We start from the raw sequence: 18,863 nt of genomic DNA, 5'->3' as shown, positions 1-18,863 counted from the left end.
CGGATGAATGCATCAAGGAAGAATGAGATCGAGAAGCTGGACAGTAGTATGAAAGTTGAAGTAGATACCAAAAACGACTGGGAATGGCACTCACCGCGAAGTGAACCTTTTCGGATAACAGGACTGCCTTGGCTGGAACAAGACGGCGTATATCGAAGATTGCCACTTGAACCAAGCCATCCGATTCGATCAGAGGTAGATCGGCTTGCGAATTATACAGCAGGCGTGCAGATTCGTTTCCAGACAGATTCACCTAAACTTTCTGTAAGGGTTATTCTGGCTGACAGGGCCACTATGTACCAAATGCCTGCCACTGGTCAATGTGGGGTTGATTGCTATATCGGTTCAACGGGAGCTCAGCTTTATGTAAATACCACTCGCTTTGATCAGTCGCAAAATGAATACGAATCCATACTCTTTGAATCCTTACCATGGGAAATGCGGGAAATCACACTTAATCTTCCGCTATATCAAGGCGTGAAGGAGATTTGGATAGGTGTGGATCCTTCTTCATCGGTAGCTGAATTTCCTGGCTTTGCAACCAACAAGAAAGTACTTATATACGGGACATCCATTACCCATGGCGCTTGCGCGTCGAGACCTGGTATGGCTTACTCCAACATTTTAAGTCGGAAATTTCCGATTGAAATTGTGAATCTCGGTTTCTCTGGAAATGCACAAGGAGAGCCGGAGCTCGCCCATTTGATCAGTCAAATCGATGAACCGGCATTGCTTGTTCTGGATTATGAAGCGAATACGCCTAGTACAGAACGGCTTCAGGAATCATTGCCTGAATTTATCCGGATTTATCGTTCCCGCCATCCTGAAGTTCCAATTCTCGTCCTATCACAGATTCGACTAGCGAAGGAAGCTTTTGACGAAACCATGCTTCGCCGTCGCGAAGAACGCAAACAGCTTCAAATGGCTATCGTTGAGCGATTGCAGCAAGAAGGGGATGCGAATCTCCACTTCTGTGACGGTGCAGAGTTGTTAGGGGCGGATTACCAGGAATGTACCACAGATGGTATTCACCCTTCGGATTTAGGCTATTTTCGGATAGCGGAAACAATTAGCCCTATTCTTGGTAAGCTGATATTCTAACAGCGTTTTAGACTATTTTGTGAATCGCCTTGTCCGGATCGTAGTTCCGGGCGGGGCGATTTTTTTTAAGTTCCCTTATTTATAGGAAATGACTTATATTAAAGTATACATTCCAACTTCATTCAATTACATTTAGATGACACCCAAATTGTAGGTGTATAGGCATTGGATTGCGCGGTGGGACTGGTGCATGCCAGTCGCTTTCACTTCGAATAAAGGGGAATATAAAGACATGAACATAAAAGCTTTTTTAGGAGCTAAAGCCTATTTTATAAAAATGGTTCTTTGGATTAGCGTAGCTATATTGATTCTTGTTGTTGTTCTTTCAACGGTTATTTATATTAATTCGCAAAATCTTTTGGTCAAAAATGAATATGCAGCTAATCAGAAAATACTTTATCAGGTCAAGTATAATATGTCTTTTATGGATCAAACGATTTCCAATTTATCGAAATTTCTTTACTTGAACAGTGATGTAACCGCTATTATGTATGCGAAAAAGGAAGATATGATTGAAGTGTCAAGCCACATGTCTAAAGTCGTTAGCTCTGTCACTTCAGCTATTCCTTATATTCACTCGATTGGCATTTATAATCGGAATCTGGATCAATCCTATAGTACGGGTTTTCCTTTATTTTTTAAAGATCAGATGCTCTACGACTTTATTAATTCGGATCAAGCGCTGCCAAAGTTGAAACCGATTTTCCGTGATATCAAGAAACTGGTAAATGGGGTAACCGAACCTGAATATGTATTCTCCTATTTCATATACGAAACGACGGTGAGTGGGGCTAAGCCGGATGGCGTTGTCGTTATTAACGTTAAACCGGAGTGGTTGCTGGAGAATATTAATCTAATCAATATGATTGATAAACAAAAGGGAGACAACGTTTTTATTCTGGATCAGGTTGGCGAGTACTTGGATAATGGTACCAATGATGCTGCCATCAAGAAGTGGCTGAAAACTGACTTTTTGGCGTATAAAACAGCACATCCACAGGCCGATCGAGATGGTTTTTTTCAAAGCAAGCATGGCGGAACGAAATATTTAGTCACTTACACAAATGTCGACAACACGGGGATGACGCTGTTAAAAACGCAGCCTGTTCTTGAAATCTATACCTATATCAACAGCTTAAGAAATAGCATTATCATCATCACGCTCATTTTTCTTGTCATGGCAATTGTGATATCCATTGTTATTTCCCGGAAAATATATGGTCCAGTGGGGAAACTGGTGAATTCGATCATGCTGGATCGGATACGGAGATCGGACAAAGACGAGGTCGTCGATGAGATCTCTTATTTGAACACCGTTTATAGACAATCTATGGAAATGCTCGATCATTACGATAAGGAGAAGATGCAATACAAAGACGTCATGAAGCATTATTGGTTAAGCAGACTGCTCACGGAAAGCTTATCGATCGGCAGGTCAGAATTGGAAAGCATTTTTAAAGAAATGAGGATTTCTTTGGTTTTGGATGGTTCCTATGCCATATGTTTATTAAAGATTGATAACTATAAGGAATTTCAACTTGCGTTCCATGCCAAGGATAAAGATACGATTCGCTTTGCTATGATCAATATTGCATCAGAAATTATGGCTAGAAAGTACCCTAACGAAGGACTTGATATGAAGGACGATCATGTCGTATTGATTGTCAGTATGCCGGAAGAAGATGATCAGTTTCAATCACATATCTACTCGCTTATAAAAGAAGTTCAAGAGAATGTTTCCCGATTTTTTAAAATCTCCTTTACGGCATCGATTAGTGAAAAGACGAGTCAGATGCAGGAATTGAATGGCATGTATCATAAGGCTCTCGATCAGGGGATGTATCGCTTATTACTAGGACATTTCTCCGTCATTACCTACGAAACGGTTAAGAAAAATGTGGAAAGCAAAAAAACAGGATATTCCAAAAATCATGAGGAATGGCTTGTGGAAGCGATGAAATCGAGCAACACCGCAGTAATAGAAGAGGTTTTGGGGAATCTATTTGAAGAGCTGGGCACGCTAAACTATCACAATGCTTTAGTCTCCATCATTAGACTTGTAGATGTAGTTATTGAGACGCTAGAAGAAATGAAAGTGACAGCTGCGCCATCTTTGCACATCTCTTCGATCAGTCGCAATATCTTGGAGAAGGAGACGATTGCCGAGATTCATCAGATCATTGTAGGTGCCCTGCAAGATTCGTTCAAAAAAGATTTCGAGGGAAATGCCAATAAACTAAATTACTTTTTGGTAGATGCGGTCACAGAATACATTCATAACCACTATCAAGACCCTTCCTTGAGCTTGACTTCGATCGCTTCGATGATGAAAATATCGACAAGGAATTTAAGCAAGACCTATAAGGAAGCTACCCGTATCTCGATTCCTGATTTTATTAACGAGTTTAGATTAGCCAAAGCGGCAGACCTTCTTATCCAAGATGACCTTAGTGTGTACGAAATTGCTGAAAAGGTTGGGATCTTGAATGAAACCTATTTTTTCAGCTTGTTCAAAAAGAAATATAAGGTCACACCGAAGGAATATGCCTTACGGAGAAATATGACGAATTTGATTCAAAAGTAAGATAGCAAAGCCATTGGCTATGTCACATCACCTGATATTCCGCAACGGACAGACTAGCGTAATCGCCTACAAGTTCTCCTAACCCGGCAGGGACAACGCGGCATACACGATGAGCGTGAGGGAGCGCCTCCCTTTGAAGTTCCTCAAGTGCGAAAGCTTCAAGCAGGTCCCGCTGTCTGGCATAAATGCTGCCAATTACGATTAACTCGGGGTTTAGAAGGTCCACCAGGACAGATAGCCCTTTTCCAAGCTGTACCCCCACAGTACGAAATACTTGTAAGGCTAAAAGATCGCCTGATTGCGCGGCCTCCGCGATCTGCTGAGCTGTCATCGCGTCCAATTGCGACTCGGACTGGCAAAAGCTCGGAGGTTGCCCAATCGCCAAAGCTTCCGCGGCTTTCATTCGACCCAATTGGGCGATGCCGCCTCCGCTGCAGAAGCCTTCGAAGGAACCGGCTTTGCCATAACCGATGGGTCCTGTAGGCTCAAGCCTCATATGACCCATCTCACCAGCCATATCATTGGTCCCCGTATATAGCTTGCCATCCAGAATAAGGCCAGCGCCCATACCCGTACCGAAGGTCAGGAATATCATATTCCGGGTTCCAACGCCCGCACCCCAGCGCCATTCTGCCAACGCACAGGCATTGGCATCATTCTGTAAGCCAACGGGAACACCAAAGTGTTCTTTGATTAACGAAGTAATGGGGATGTGATCCCAGCCAGGCAAATTCGGTGGTGAAAGGATGACCCCTGTTTTGCTATCCAGCGGCCCCCCGCAACTGATGCCAATCGCTGCGAGTGAACCACCTTGTTCAAGCATTAATTGCGCTAAGACAGAATTAAGCTTCGTAGTGGTCTGATACGGATCTGTGGGAGTGGGAAATTGAACTTTGCCAAGTAGGGTAATCTCATTATGATCCTTCCGTCGTCCGACGGTAACGGCACACTTGGTTCCTCCAATATCAATGCCAGCAAGGATCGTCATCATCCGAAAAACTCCCTTTCCAACATCGTACATAGAATGTGATAAATCGGAAGGTGCCGCTCCTGGATATCCGGTGTACGCTCCCAAGGCACCCTAATGGTCACGTCGCATAACTCTTTTAACCGGCCTGCCTGTTTTCCGGTTAATCCGATCGTAGACATTCCTATCGCTCTTGCGGTCTGAACAGCCCGAAGGATATTCGCAGAATTCCCGGAAGTGGAGAGAGCTAGGAGGACATCTCCCTTTTTCCCATAGCCATACACTTGTTGGGCAAAAATCATCTCCGGTTCTACATCATTAGCATACGCAGTTATCAAGGCAGCGTGATTGGTAAGTGAAATGGCGGGAAGTGCCTGCTGCAGATGATCTGCTAAATAGGCTCCCTCTTGCTCATTCCACGCTTTGACTAAGGAACCACGAAAAGATACGGGGACAGGCCTTTTGGATAGAAAGCCTTTCATCAGTTCACCGGCAATATGATCACAATCGGAGGCGCTCCCCCCATTGCCGCATAGCAGCATTTTACCGGATAAATGGAACGTGTTTGCGCATAACTGGAATGCTGCAATAATGTCAGATGTACAACTTTCCAAGTCTGGGTATCGCTCCACGAGTTGCTGCATATAGTTTTCGATTAACATTCGCTCCATAGTAAAATCCCCTTTATCGACCAATCTCATCGGCTCGGAAATCGTTAGAAATTGCGGCAATTTGCGGCAGCCAGCCTTTATAGGTTTCCAAGGAAAACGCTGGGAAGCCAAGCAGATAGTGATTGCCATAGGTTCGTCCATTGAGGTTCCATTCCAATAGAAACAATTGCTGGTTGGAATGGGAAATTGGGATTTTCCCAAGCTCGGCAGTCCCGTTCGCCTCCACCTCGAACCTACCTTCCATAAGCGTTTCTTTGGAATCGGCATCCCAAATGCGATATGAACCAGCAGCGGATTCTCGGGAGTCATTGCCTACAGCTACTCGCACATGCCAATTCTCAGGTTCATCGATCATGATGCAGACAGGGACTTGGCTTCTTTGGATGTAATGAAAAGCCAACTTCTTGCCATAGTAATAATCAACGACGGCATCTGAGAATTGCGGCCAACCGTCAATCATATTCCACCAAATGATCCCTGTTTTACGCCATTTTTTGAGCCGAGTCGTCTCGATGAAGAACTTCTTGGCCTCAGCTTGGGAAATTTGCGATGCGAGTATGAAATCCTCCAAAGCGTCAGGAATGGCTCCGAACAATTCCTTAATTTGATTCGCCATCAATTGGATACGCGTCGCGTTATGACCTTGTGAGCCGCTAACGTCCGTTGCGTGGGCGACCCATTGCTCATCCTTACTGTTAAATGGCCATAGATGATCGGGTTCGATGAACTTCTGGATTGACGATAGATTCGGACAGCCATGATAGCCGATTTCACTGATAAAATGGTCCGTACTCGTCTTATAAAAGGAGCTTTTATAATAATCGCGCGGCCCCCAAAGATGTCGTTCAGGAGCTAAGTTCATGTTCCCTGATCGGATAACCTCAGGAGACAAGTAGGGAGAGCTTGGTAAATAAGCCCGGTGAGGATCATATTGCTGGATAACTTGCGGAAGCAGTGTACGGGTGATCTGATTCATACTAGGATCAGGCAAACCATACCACTGATAAGCCTCGTCACATTCGTTATCCCCGCACCATAAAACAAGCGAAGCATGATTCCGTAATTTTTTGACAACGGAGCGAGCCTCAAGTCGCATGGCATCACGGAATTCGGGCGTTTGTGGATAGACAGCGCAAGCCATTGCAAAGTCCTGCCAGACCATCAACCCATGACTGTCGCAGAAGTCAAAAAAAGCATGGTCCTCATAGACATTTCCTCCCCAGCATCGGACGATGTTGCAGCCTGTTTCAGTGAATAGCTGGAGAGCCGTCTCGTAGCGACGTGCGTCTTGGCTATGAAACGCATCCATCGGAACCCAATTTGAGCCTTTGCACATGATCGAGGTGTGATTGACTTTAAATAGAAATTCGCCGCCAGCTTCCATTGTGGTTGTTTCTGTGCGAAACAAATGGACTTGACGCACGCCGATCTGCTCCGTACGCGAAGCGAGTACACGTCCCTGATGTAGCAATTCGGTCGTAACCTCATAGAGATGGGCCTCCCCATACCCATTCGGCCACCAGAGCAGTGGTTTCTTGAGGGATATGGTTAAGGAACCTACATTGAATAACACTGGCTTGCAAATCTGAAACTCCGATGCTCCCGATTTGCCTGTTACCCGAATCTCCAATCCATGATAAAAATACGCAGGATCAGTTGCCACTCTGTAGAACAGTCCGATTTCTGCAGCCGAAAGATTTTTTTCAACAGATACTGTATAGAAATACAGATCGTTCAACGCATGCTCCTCAATTGCGACCAACGATACGGATCGCCATATGCCTGCAGAAACCGCGCGGGGCATAATATCCCATCCGAAGCTATGAGCCGCTTTTCGAACGTATAGCTGCTCGCCATTCGTAAGTGGCCCGTAACAAATGGCGTCAGTGCTGCGAAGCCCGGCCTCTATAATGGGGGAACGCAACCGTACAAAAAGCTTGTTTACACTATGGCAGAGCAGTGAATTCGTTGTCTCGAGTCTTACCTCGATAAACATATTGTCGCTGGAGCCAAGCTCCTCCCCATTCAGCCAATAGGTTGCGATGCAGTCTACACCTTGAAAGACCAGTTCGGTTTTCTTGCCTTCCATCTGGGGCGGAGCGATGAACTCTAGACTGTACCACCACTCATAAAGTTCGTAAGGACGAAGCTCACTAATATTCGTACCTAGGAAGGGCTCAGGAAGCAGGCCGCTGCTTACCAAGTCCAGCTCCACATTCCCGGGAACAGAAGCATGAATAGAAGGTAAACCTAATTTGCTCAATTCATCTGGATGGTGGATTTGCCATTCTCCTTGCGGATAATAAACAAGCTTCCATTGTCCGTCCAGGCACAGTTCATTTGTCATTAGAAACCCTCCCTCAATTAAGTGCCAATGAACTCATTGTATAAGGGAGGTTAGGATAAAACTTGCCGTATGTTCAGAAAAATTGCACGATTTTCGGATATTACTAAATTTGAATGAAACTGCTTAATGTGTAATATACTTTCCCGAGATCATCACCTAAAGTGGAGTTGTGTAGCAGGTTTGAAGGCAGCATGAGTTATTGCATATGGATGAGATTCATCGCCAGATTTGAGGGGGAAAGCTAACCAGCCTGGGATCGTAAATGAAGTGGCTGCAATTCACAAAGCCCGCCGCCCAGCACTCGGAGACACCCCATACTTACTTTTAAAACAACGAATAAAATAAGGCAAGGAATTAAAGCCGGATGCCAGCGCTATTTCCGTAACGGGCAAGCTGGAATTGAGCAGCAGCCTATGGGCATAATGAAGCCTGTGCTCCTGCACATATTGCTGAAACGATTGACCGATGATGGTACTGAATTTTTCGCTAAAATAGTTCGGGCTCCATGGTGTATGTGCTGCAGCTTGTTTTAGTGTAATCGGTTCACGAAAATGGAAATCGATATAGTTTAAGGCTTTGCGCAGTTTGATCCGTTCTGGCACATCGCTGGAAGGCGTTTCTAGGATAGTCTGAGGATCAGTCGGAATCATACGCAGCAGATCAACAAGCAATCTGTCCAACGTGGCGCGGATTGCTTGTTTTTTGCCGATTTGAGACGCCATGCTTTCCGCCAATAATCGGCGGCACTCCATTTCGATGTAAATGAGTTGCTCGCTCTCGCAGCAAATGGACAAGCGATTAGGCTGGCTAAAGAGTAAGAGTCGCAATTCCTCATCGAGCCACTCCTCGGTAAATTTCAAATTAATTAAACGAAGTGGAAAACCAGGATCAGGAATAATGGTATGGAAATCGACAGGGGTTAAAAGGTAAACCGAGCCGGGGATGAGTCGAGAGGATTCTCCGTTCAAAATCTGTTTGCCTTTTCCAGATAAAATAATTTCCATCTCAAAAAATTCATGACCATGCAAATCGTGAAACCGGCTTACTTCATATTCGGAGATACTGAAATGAAAAGACGGAGTAAGAAATTCATCGATCATATAGCGATATGGCACTGATCCTTTTCGCATGTCTACGCTCCTCTCCATGTCTTCCCATGTGTGTAGTATACAATGTCATTCGCCTTAGGAGGAGGATACAACACAGTTTCCTTTCCATGACTACGAAGGTTAGAGGAACTCACTTGATTTGGAGTTTTCTATCCTGTCGAAAGGGACCTAACCTACACATTTTTAGAGGAAAATACCTAGTTCATAATATACATTCGCCAGGGCATCCCCTAAAGTTGGGGTAACGACCGAGATGGCAGTCAAAATTACAAAGCTAGGATGTGTTGGATGGATGGTAAGAATTTTCAAGAAAAATATCGGAGTGACCCTGCTGGCACTGCCAGGCTTCCTGTTGATTTTACTCTTTAATTATGTGCCGCTTTACGGATTGCTGCTCCCTTTTAAGAATTATAAGTACAATCTGGGAATTTGGAATAGCCCTTGGGTCGGGTTTGACAATTTCGGTTTCTTATTTAGTGGCAATGTCCTTTATCGCGTTCTGCGCAATACGCTCCTGTATAACATGGTTTTCATAATATTGGGGACATTTCTCTCCATCGTCATTGCCTTATTGTTATTTGAGTTGAGTCGAAAATTTGTAAAGGTGTATCAAACGATTTTGTTTATTCCTTACTTTATTTCCTGGGTGGTTGCTGGATTTGCCTTCAGGGCGCTGTTTGATATGGATCACGGTGTTATCAATAGTATCTTGGTTGCTGTGGGTAAAGCACCCATCCTCTGGTACAGCGAACCTCAGTATTGGCCGTACATCCTAGTGGCAGCTGCTGTTTGGAAGGGGCTTGGGTATGGATCGGTCATCTATTACGCTGCTCTGATGGGTATTGATGCTGAGTATTATGATGCAGCGAAAATTGATGGAGCGAGTAAGTTTAGGCAAGCTTTTTCGATCTCAATTCCGATGATCAAACCGATGATTACCATGTTGGTTATCCTTCAAATCGGAAGTATCTGCTACAGTGATTTCGGTCTGTTTTACAATGTGACGTTGAATTCATCCTTAATTTATCAGACGACAGACGTCATTGATACTTTCGTTTATCGCTCACTGATCGATATGGGGGATATTGGGATGGCATCGGCAGCAGGCTTCTTCCAATCGATTGTCGGGTTTTGCCTCGTTTTGATTACCAATACGATCGTAAGAAGGATTAATCCTGAAAATTCACTTTTCTAAGGAGCATCGACTATGAATCCACACAAAGCTATGCGGTTACGACCTACACTGACAATAGGAAAATTAGTGATTCATATCTCATTTATCTTGTTGTGTGCCGTGTGCGTGTTTCCTTTTCTTGTCATTATCGGCACCTCATTTCAAACCGAAAATGACATTATCAAATTTGGGTATTCCATGATACCTAAGAACTTTACGTTAGATGCGTATAAGGTGATTCTGCGTGAGCCAACCGTTCTGCTAAATTCCTATCTAGTTACGATCGGAACGACGATCATCGGTTCTTTGATTGGGATGTGGGTAACCACGACCTACGCTTATGCCATTTCGCGTAAAGATTATTCCTATCGTACGTTCCTTGCGTTCTTCATCTTCTTCACGATGCTCTTTCATGGGGGGATGGTTCCTTCCTATATCCTCATGGTGAAATGGTTGGGACTCCGCAACAACATCTTGGCACTCATTTTGCCCTATCTGATTAGCGGCTGGTTCGTGCTGTTGATGAAAGGTTTCTTGCAAACGATACCAGATGCCATTATTGAGTCAGCTAAAATGGACGGCGCAGGCGAGTTGCGAATATTTACCCAAATTGTTCTGCAAATATCCAAACCAGCGCTGGCGACCTTAGGTCTGTTCTTTGCACTCCAATACTGGAATGATTGGTGGCTGACCTTGCTTTATATGGATCAGAACAATTTAATGAAGCTGCAATATTTACTTATTCGTGTTCTAAAAAATATGGAGTATCTGAATTCGAGTGAAGCCATCCAATATGGACTTGTGAAACCAGGTATGCAAGTACCTTCTTTAAGTGCTCGCATGGCGATGTGTATTTTGGCTGCAGGACCGATGTTGCTTGTTTTCCCGCTGTTTCAGAAGTATTTCGTCCAGGGATTAACGGTAGGTTCTGTCAAAGGTTAGTAGTTTCAGGTGCAGGAGAAACGCGCTGCGTCTGTAAATTATATAAAGACAATATAAGGGAGGCAATCCACGTGAAAGGTCAAAAAACAAAAGTTTCAAAATGGTTCGGACCAGGAACATCCGTCTTGCTTGCAACAACGATTGTGATTAGCGGCTGCTCTACAACTGACAAAACGAGTGAAAGCGCTAGCCCAGCTGCTAGTACGGCAGCCAGTACGAATCCGACGAAAGATTATGTGGATATTAGCTGGTACATGCCAAAACCGATCGACAATATGAAGGATCAGGAAGCGGTTGAAGCGGCAGCGAACAAACTGATCAAGGAAAAATTGAACGCCAATGTACACTTTAATTTAATTGATAATGCGGGCTGGGAAGATAAAATCAAGCTGAAATCAGCTGCCGGTGAGCCCTATGATCTCGTATTTACTTCCAATTCGTCCAATAACTTAAATGCGAATGTGCAAAAGGGTGCCTTTATGCCCCTCGATGACTTATTGCAGAAGTATGGTCAAAATATTTTAAAGAAAGTAGATCCTCGCGCTTGGAAAGCTGTTACGTATAAAGGGAAAATCATGGCGATTCCTGCACAGACACCTTACAGTCCGGCATCTGCGTATGTATTTAAAAAGGATTTAGTTGAAAAATATAAATTTGATTATAAAAGCGTTAAGAGTCTTAGTGACTTAGAGCCATTCCTGAAAACGATTAAGGAAAATGAGCCGAACATCATTCCGGTCATTGCGACGGCAAACGGAGCAACCTCTGGCGTAGGATTACCTGACTATACAACCGTTGTAGGCGGGATATCTTTTAGCGAGAAAGATGGTAAATTCGTCAAAACGCTCGATATTCCGCAAAATTATGAAAATTATAGAATTATGAATGATTTCTATAAGAAAGGTTATATTGCCAAGGATGCAGCGATTAAAACGGATTATTTAGCTGAAGCGAAATCAGGGAAATATGCCGTGCTGCGCGATTCAGGTGGTTATACCGAGGATGGGTCGAAATCGACGAGCACCTATGGATTCCCAACGGTTGAAACATTCAGCTCCCAGCCGACCATTTCAACTGCTTCCATGACTGCTGCTGCGACAGCGATTAGTGCAACGTCGAAGAATCCAGAAAGAGCGATGATGCTGCTCGATTATATTTGGAGTGATAAGTACTTATTGAATACACTTGCTTATGGCGTTGAAGGTAAAAATTACACGGTTAAATCGGGTACGGTTAAAGATGCTAACCCAACGATCGAAGCCAAGAGCGGTGCTGAACAAACGTGGGCGATTTGGCACAACTGGCTTGGGCCGCTTTGGGATCAATGGGATTCCAACTGGAATTCAACGAAAGCTTTGGAAGCGATGAGAAAAACAAATGACAATGGTAAGGCTTCGGGTCTGCTCGGATTTGTTTTTAATAACGAGCCGGTCAAAACGGAGATTGCGCAAATCAATGCCGTAAATAAAGAGGCGAACCCGATCTTTACGACGGGATCCATGCCGGATTATCCGAAGTACGTCGAGGACACGAAGAAAAAGCTGGTGGATGCTGGCATAGACAAAGTGATGGCTGAAATCCAGAAGCAATATGATGCTTGGAAGGCTGGTAATAAATAAAGTTAAACTCGTGACAACAATGACTCTACTAATTATAAGTAGGGTCATTGTTTTTATAAAAGCTAATTCATTAGGAAAGGGAGTTTAATGATGGGTAAAAAGCTGTTAGGCATAATCGTTACATTTTTATTTGTATACGCTGTCATTTTCATGTTTCAGCCAACGCAAGTTAGAGCGGATGTCGCCAATCCGGAAGTGGGTTATTTGATTGACGACGATTTTTCGTTCATGTCAGCCTTGACGCCAGGGAATAGCCAGCCGTCCGGGTGGGATGTTCGTGCTGCAGGAGGGGCGCTGGTCTCCCTGTATAACACGAATTTCAAAATCAGCGATACGAGCATGGTACTGCCTGTTTCGATGAACAAGAAGTTTGTTTCGCAGAGCGCAGGTAATCTGACCATGGAATTTCGCATTAAGCCTATGTCAGTCATTGACGGCTTGAAGTGGCAGTTGCTCAGCGATGAGGTCGTAGGCGTCAGCTTAATTACACAAAACAATATGCTTAGTCTGGAAACGTCCCCAACCACTGTGCTTCCCTTGCAAACCTATGTGGCGAACATCGAATATGGCATCAAGGTCGTTATCAACCTGAACACGCACACAACAGATGTGTATATCAATGGTGTGATGAAGGCGAACGGTGCACCCTTCAAAAATGCGGTAACGACACTGAACCGGTTTCAAGTGCAAACAGGCGGTGCCTCCATGGGGGATTTCTACTTTGGTCCTTTAAAACTTTATAAAGGGTACGCCGTGAATGAGAGGCTCATATCGGTCGTTGACGGTGGTGCGATTCCGCAGGATTGGACGGCAGTTACGTCAGGCGGCGCAATCACGGTCGGCAGCATGCTTAGTTCGCCTCAGCCAGATATCAATAGTATGAAGCTGAGTGCGGCCAGTGCGACCGGCAGTATGAGTCTGTCGAAAGCGATATCGCCAATGTCGGATAATTTTACCTATGACTTCAAGGTTCTTTACAAGCAGAAGGTGGATGTATTAGAAGCTGAGCTAAGGAGCGGAACGACGAGCGTCATCAAATTAACGACAGCGGGCGATTACTTGGCATATGTCAACGGCAGCGGGCAAACTGTCTCGTTGGATTACAAGTATCTAGCAAATCTGTGGACGCACATTCAGATCAAAGTGAACTGGGCGACGGCTACAGCGGATATCTATATCAATGATAAGCTTCAAGAGGAAGGTGTGGCGCTCGCTTCAGGCGTGACAGCCATTGATAGCATAAAATTTACAACCCCTGCTTCGTATCGGGGAGAGATGTGGCTCGATGATATTCTCTTGTATAAAATGGTGCCGCTCCCGGCCGACTATGTGCTGGCCCCTGTTGCCGTCAGTAAGAGCATGGACGCTCCGCTTGTGGGCGTTCAAAGCTGCCCGATGTGGCGGGAAGGCCATCATCTGGGGTGGGATATGATTCAGCCTTACCCGGATCGGACGCCTCTTCTTGGGTTTTATGATGAAGGTAATCCGGAAACGGCGGATTGGGAGTCGAAATGGCTGGAAGAGCACGGCATCGATTTCCAGATGTCCTGCTGGTTCAGGCCCATTGGCGGAGACACCAATAGGATGCCGATTAAAGATTCTTATTTATCCCATGCTTTGGATAACGGCTACTTTAATAGCGAATATAGCCATACAACTAAATTTGCGATTATGTTTGAAAATCTAAACTCTAAAGTCAAAGACGCAACAGATTTCCGAACGAACTTAGTTCCTTACTGGATTGAATATTACTTTAAAGATCCGCGTTATTTGACCATTGATAATAAACCTGTCTTTACGATCTACAATTATGAGGAGATGATAAAAGCCTTTGGCAACAGTATTTCGACCGCTAAGGCGGAACTGGACTACTTACGAAGCGAAGTGAAAAAAGCGGGGTTTGCGGATATTATTCTGCTGAATGTGTATAACGGGACGGATTCGCAGCAATTGTTGAACCGCAAAGCGGTCGGCTTTGATGCGGTATATGCGTATTCCTGGGGCTCCTTCGGTGGCCATCCGGAATTTCAGAAACTGAAAATGACGCAAGAGAAAGATGCTGGTGCTATTGATATTATCCCCGGTTTGAGCATGGGGAGAGATGATACGGCTTGGGGCCTGAACTTCGGTTATTATGCGACGCCGTCGGAATTCCAGTCATTGGCGCAGTGGACGAAGGATAGCTTTATGCCATCGCTTCCTGCGGGCAGTCTTGGCAAGAAGCTGGTGATGTTAGATAACTGGAATGAGTTTGGAGAAGGTCACTTTATTATGCCTGCCGGGCTGGCCGGTTTCGGTTATGTGGATTCCATTCGCAATGTGTTTGGAAGCAGTACACAGCATACGGACAGCGTACCGACGCAGACTCAGAAGGATCGGATCAATACCTTGTATCCTTCGGGGAGAGTGGTTCCTAATTTGAACCAACCACAGCCAGTGATGACCAATGTCTACGGGAACATGTGGGAATTCAATACGCCTGGCGACGCGGAGGGCTGGACAGTTGAGAAGCAGATTGTGGGCGTGACCGTACAGGACGGCAGTTTTTCGGGGGTAACGAACAATACCGATCCCGGCATACGTTCCACTGATCACCTCGGGATTAAGGCAGAGGATATTCCTTATATTGTGATTCGAATGAAGAACAGTGCGAATGATATTGACGGCCGCTTCTTCTTTACGACGGAGACAGATGGAACCTGGAATGAGGCTAAAGCTGTCGGCTTCTTTGTAAATCCGTTGGATAGTGGTTATACGGAGTACATTGTTGAGGCGTGGAGAAACAAGAACTGGACGGGGACTATCCGGCAAATGCGGATCGATCCAATTTCGGCTGTAGGACCGATCAGTATTGATTACATTCGAACAATTTATTCTCCGCAGCCGGGTATTCGGACTTACGTGGACGGCACTTACAAACCGTTCAGCCAGCCTGCGCTTTTACAAGATGGCATCGTCATGGTTCCCATGAAAGATATGTACCTGCAAATCGGCGCAAAGCCGGAATGGGACCCTGCGACGAATACTCTGTTGGCTGTGAAAGATAACGTTGTCTATAAAGTAAAGGTTGGCGATAGCATCGCTTATAAGGGAAGTCAGGCGATTTCGTTAGAGCATGCGCCTGTCAAGCTTACGAACGGAACGGTGATGGTGCCTCTCAGCTATCTTCGCCAAGCATTTGGCGCAGTTGCGAAGTGGGATGCCACTGCGCAAAAAGTGAGTGTGTATCCAACGGCGATCACATGGGATTTTGCGACGAGCAGCGGTTGGACGGCTAACAGCCAAATCACGAATCCCGTCGTGGCGAATGGTGTATTCAGCGGAACTTCAAATGGGATTTCCGGAAGTGTGCAGCCTGCTATTCTTTCACCGGACGTTTTGGATATTGCGGCTTCTGATATTAGGCGGATTCGAGTCAGCATGAACAATATGACAAGCGGCGAAGAGGCGAAGATTTATTTTACGACGACCGGGGATACCAGTTGGAATGAGGCGAAAATGATCTCTTCCCATATTCTCCCAAATGATTCCGTTTATCGCGAGTATGTGTTTGATACATCAAGCTTAGCTGCTTGGACGGGAACTATCAAACAGCTCCAAGTTGTGCCAACTACGGCTTCCGGAGCTTTCAGTTTGGATTCCGTACAATTGGAAATAAAGCCAACTGTTGCACTAAAAGGAGATAATCTCATTGAAGATCCGGGATTTGAAGGAAGTAAAACTTCACAATATATGCTGCAGAATGCGACTGCTGCAAAGGATACGACACAATCACATAGCGGCCATCAGTCCGTCAAGATCACGAAATCGACACGTTACGGCAGTATTAGTTTTCCAGTGAATGTGGAAAAAGGCAAGCCGTATACGTACTCAGCTTGGGCCAAGTTGGCAACAGGCACGACGACCAATGAATTTTTAAGGGTGGGAATCCAATATAACTTGGACGGGGGTCCTCCCAAGCAACTCATTATTTTCACAAGCCCTGGTCTGAAAGCGGGAGAGTGGACACAGATCGAAGGTACTTACACGATTCAAGAATCAGGAGTCGTAACGAATGTTCTGATGTATCTCTATACGGAGATTGACAATCCAGGCGGCGTTTACTATGTCGATGACGTTGCGGTTAAGCCAATAACAGATTCGGGAAGTTCGGTTTGGGTTCATCCATCGAATATAAGTTTTGGTGCGACCTCAATGATGGTAGGTGTTGGTAAAACCAAAGCATTGGTTCCTGGGTTCACACCAGTGAATGTAAGCAATAAAGAATTAATCTGGCGTTCGAGCAATCCAAGTGTAGCGACCGTGGATATGAACGGCATGGTGTATGGTGCAAGCTTGGGCACGGCAACCGTAACGGCAACGACGGTAGATGGCGGGAAAGTCGCATCTGTGCTTGTCACCGTAGATGCTACGGTTGCGGTTACTGGGGTGTCGCTAACACCAACTTCACTCAGCTTGCCGCTCGGCAATCAGCAAACGCTTGTCGCGACGGTAACACCGGCCAATGCAACGAATAAGGTGATCAAATGGGAATCCGCCAATACGGTTGTGGCGGTCGTCGATGCCAATGGGATGGTTACAGGCGTGGGTACGGGCATAACCCAAATTAAAGCAACCTCGGATGATTCGGGCATTGGGGCCATTACAACGGTTACGGTAACAGCACCGACGAACGCGGTAAAAGGCACAAACCTTATTGTAGATCCTGGCATGGAAGGCAGTACGTTAGCCCCTCCTAATTACGCTTATCAGGCCGTGCCTTCCCTGACTTCGACGGAACATCATTCGGGCCAGCAGTCCTTATTGTTGACGAAGACAGATAAATACGGAGGCGTTAAATTTCCTGTCCCACTTGTAAAAGGCAAACCCTATTACTATTCAACCTGGGCGAAACTAGCATCTGCTCCTACCGCAACCGAGACGATCAGGATCGGTTTGCAATATAAGGTAGACGGTGATCCTGTGATTAGGCAGTATATTGTGTTCGTCAGTCCATCGCTAAATGCTACAGAATGGAAACAAGTGCAAGGGAGTCTGATTATTAATGAAACGGGTGTTGTAACCGAAACGACCATGTTTTTATACACCGAAACTCAGGGTAACGGCACTCCGTTCTATGTTGATGACGTAGAGGTCAGACCATTGACCGTCGATGATGTGCCTCCCGTTACGGTCAGTGATGCACCATCCGGCTGGCAGACATCGGCTCAAGTTATTCACTTGACTGCGAGTGACTCAGGAAGTGGCGTCGCGGGCACGTTCTACAGCTTGGATCATGGAGCTTACATCGCTGGGAATACGATCTCTATCACTGGCGAAGGTGTGCATACGCTGGATTATTACAGCAAGGATTTGGCTGGTAATCAGGAAGCGACGCAAACCGTCAATGTCCGTATCGACGGAACGGCTCCAACAACAACGTCCGTCGTAGCCCCATCTGCGCCTGACGGACCAAGCGGTACCTACGTCAGCCCTGTTACAGTCACATTAAGCGCTACTGACAACGTGTCTGGCGTTTGGCAGGTCGTCTACAGCGTGAATAACGGCGCGACATGGACGCCTTATACGACTTCGCTCACCTTTGATAAGCAGGGGGCTTATACGGTCCTATACCGAGCAACCGACGCAGCGGGCAACAGCGAGACAGCCAAGAGCATAAGCTTCAATCTTGCCACTTCAACGGTGAAGGTTCAACTCAAGGACAGTACCGGCAATCCCTTAAACGGCGGAGTGGTTAAATACTACGACGGCGGATGGAAAGATTTTGGCGTAACGGATGCCTTGGGAAATGCAAGCAAATCTTTACAGGATAAGGGCTATACCTTTGGCATCACGTATGAGGGAACGTATAAGGAGATTGTACAACATACAGGAACGGACGCTGTCGTCGTATTTCAGACCGTCAAGGCCAAGGTACAGTTAAAGGATAGTCTGGGGAATCCCCTCGATAGTGGTACGGTGAAGTATTATGCAGGAAGCTGGCGGACCATCGGCAATACAAGCGGAGGCGAGATCAGCAAGGAGGTACTGCCTAGCTCCTATACCTTTGGCATGACGTATGGGGGAAGATATAAGGAAATAGTACAAAATACAGGAACAGACCCCGTAGTCGTATTTCAGACGGTCAAGGTCACTGTACAGCTGAAGGACAGTCAAGGGAATCTGTTAGACGGTGGTGTGGCAACCTACTATGCGGGAAGTTGGCAGACGATTGGCGCTACAACAAGCGGAGGCGTTAGCAAGGAGTTATTGCCTGGATCGTATACATTTGGCATGACTTACAATGGGACGTACAGAGAACTGGTACGGAACGTAGCAACGGATCCTACAGTTATATTTCAATTGTAAA

At 45.6% G+C, this 18,863-nt stretch carries 10 protein-coding genes; 6 read left to right on the top strand and 4 right to left on the bottom strand.

The window, feature by feature from the left end; translation table 11 throughout:
- Window positions 1-3 precede the first annotated feature (3 nt).
- Both L6I86_RS01805 and L6I86_RS01800 read left to right on the top strand, forming a co-directional pair.
- Entirely contained in the window at window positions 4-1,101 is a 1,098-nt protein-coding gene (locus L6I86_RS01805) for an SGNH/GDSL hydrolase family protein (RefSeq protein WP_236284201.1), read from the top strand.
- Between the two features lie 232 nt (window positions 1,102-1,333).
- On the top strand, window positions 1,334-3,685 hold the full coding sequence (locus tag L6I86_RS01800; protein WP_236284200.1) for an AraC family transcriptional regulator: 2,352 nt from the start codon (window positions 1,334-1,336) through the stop codon (window positions 3,683-3,685).
- A 22-nt stretch (window positions 3,686-3,707) separates the two neighbouring features.
- On the opposite strand, the gene L6I86_RS01795 is transcribed toward L6I86_RS01800, so the two are convergent.
- From L6I86_RS01795 to L6I86_RS01780, 4 genes are all read right to left on the bottom strand, one after another.
- Window positions 3,708-4,676 carry an ROK family protein gene (locus tag L6I86_RS01795; protein ID WP_236284199.1) on the bottom strand — a complete coding sequence of 323 codons (969 nt, stop codon included), beginning with the start codon at window positions 4,674-4,676 and terminating at the stop codon, window positions 3,708-3,710.
- A complete protein-coding gene (locus L6I86_RS01790; protein WP_236284198.1) occupies window positions 4,673-5,323 on the bottom strand; it encodes a D-sedoheptulose-7-phosphate isomerase in 651 nt (216 codons plus the stop codon). The genes L6I86_RS01795 and L6I86_RS01790 overlap by 4 nt, the downstream gene beginning before the upstream one ends.
- A gap of 13 nt (window positions 5,324-5,336) precedes the next feature.
- Window positions 5,337-7,670 carry a glycoside hydrolase family 2 protein gene (locus tag L6I86_RS01785; protein WP_236284197.1) on the bottom strand — a complete coding sequence of 778 codons (2,334 nt, stop codon included), beginning with the start codon at window positions 7,668-7,670 and terminating at the stop codon, window positions 5,337-5,339.
- Window positions 7,671-7,948: 278 nt separating this feature from the next.
- A complete protein-coding gene (locus tag L6I86_RS01780) occupies window positions 7,949-8,800 on the bottom strand; it encodes a helix-turn-helix transcriptional regulator (RefSeq protein ID WP_236284196.1) in 852 nt (283 codons plus the stop codon).
- Window positions 8,801-9,071: 271 nt separating this feature from the next.
- Between L6I86_RS01780 and L6I86_RS01775 the strand changes: the two genes are divergently transcribed.
- From L6I86_RS01775 to L6I86_RS01760, 4 genes are all read left to right on the top strand, one after another.
- Entirely contained in the window at window positions 9,072-9,974 is a 903-nt protein-coding gene (locus L6I86_RS01775) for an ABC transporter permease (RefSeq protein ID WP_236284195.1), read from the top strand.
- A gap of 12 nt (window positions 9,975-9,986) precedes the next feature.
- Entirely contained in the window at window positions 9,987-10,895 is a 909-nt protein-coding gene (locus L6I86_RS01770) for a carbohydrate ABC transporter permease (protein ID WP_236284194.1), read from the top strand.
- A 71-nt stretch (window positions 10,896-10,966) separates the two neighbouring features.
- Window positions 10,967-12,514: an ABC transporter substrate-binding protein gene (locus tag L6I86_RS01765; RefSeq protein WP_236284193.1), complete on the top strand. Its 1,548-nt coding sequence runs from the start codon at window positions 10,967-10,969 to the stop codon at window positions 12,512-12,514.
- Between the two features lie 90 nt (window positions 12,515-12,604).
- Entirely contained in the window at window positions 12,605-18,862 is a 6,258-nt protein-coding gene (locus L6I86_RS01760) for an OmpL47-type beta-barrel domain-containing protein (RefSeq protein ID WP_236284192.1), read from the top strand.
- The last annotated feature ends 1 nt before the right edge of the window (window position 18,863 follow it).

Origin of the sequence: Paenibacillus allorhizoplanae, assembly GCF_927798215.1 — a bacterium.
GTDB classification, from domain to species: Bacteria; Bacillota; Bacilli; order Paenibacillales; family NBRC-103111; genus Paenibacillus_E; species Paenibacillus_E allorhizoplanae.
This window is presented reverse-complemented; position numbering and strand designations above follow the sequence as displayed.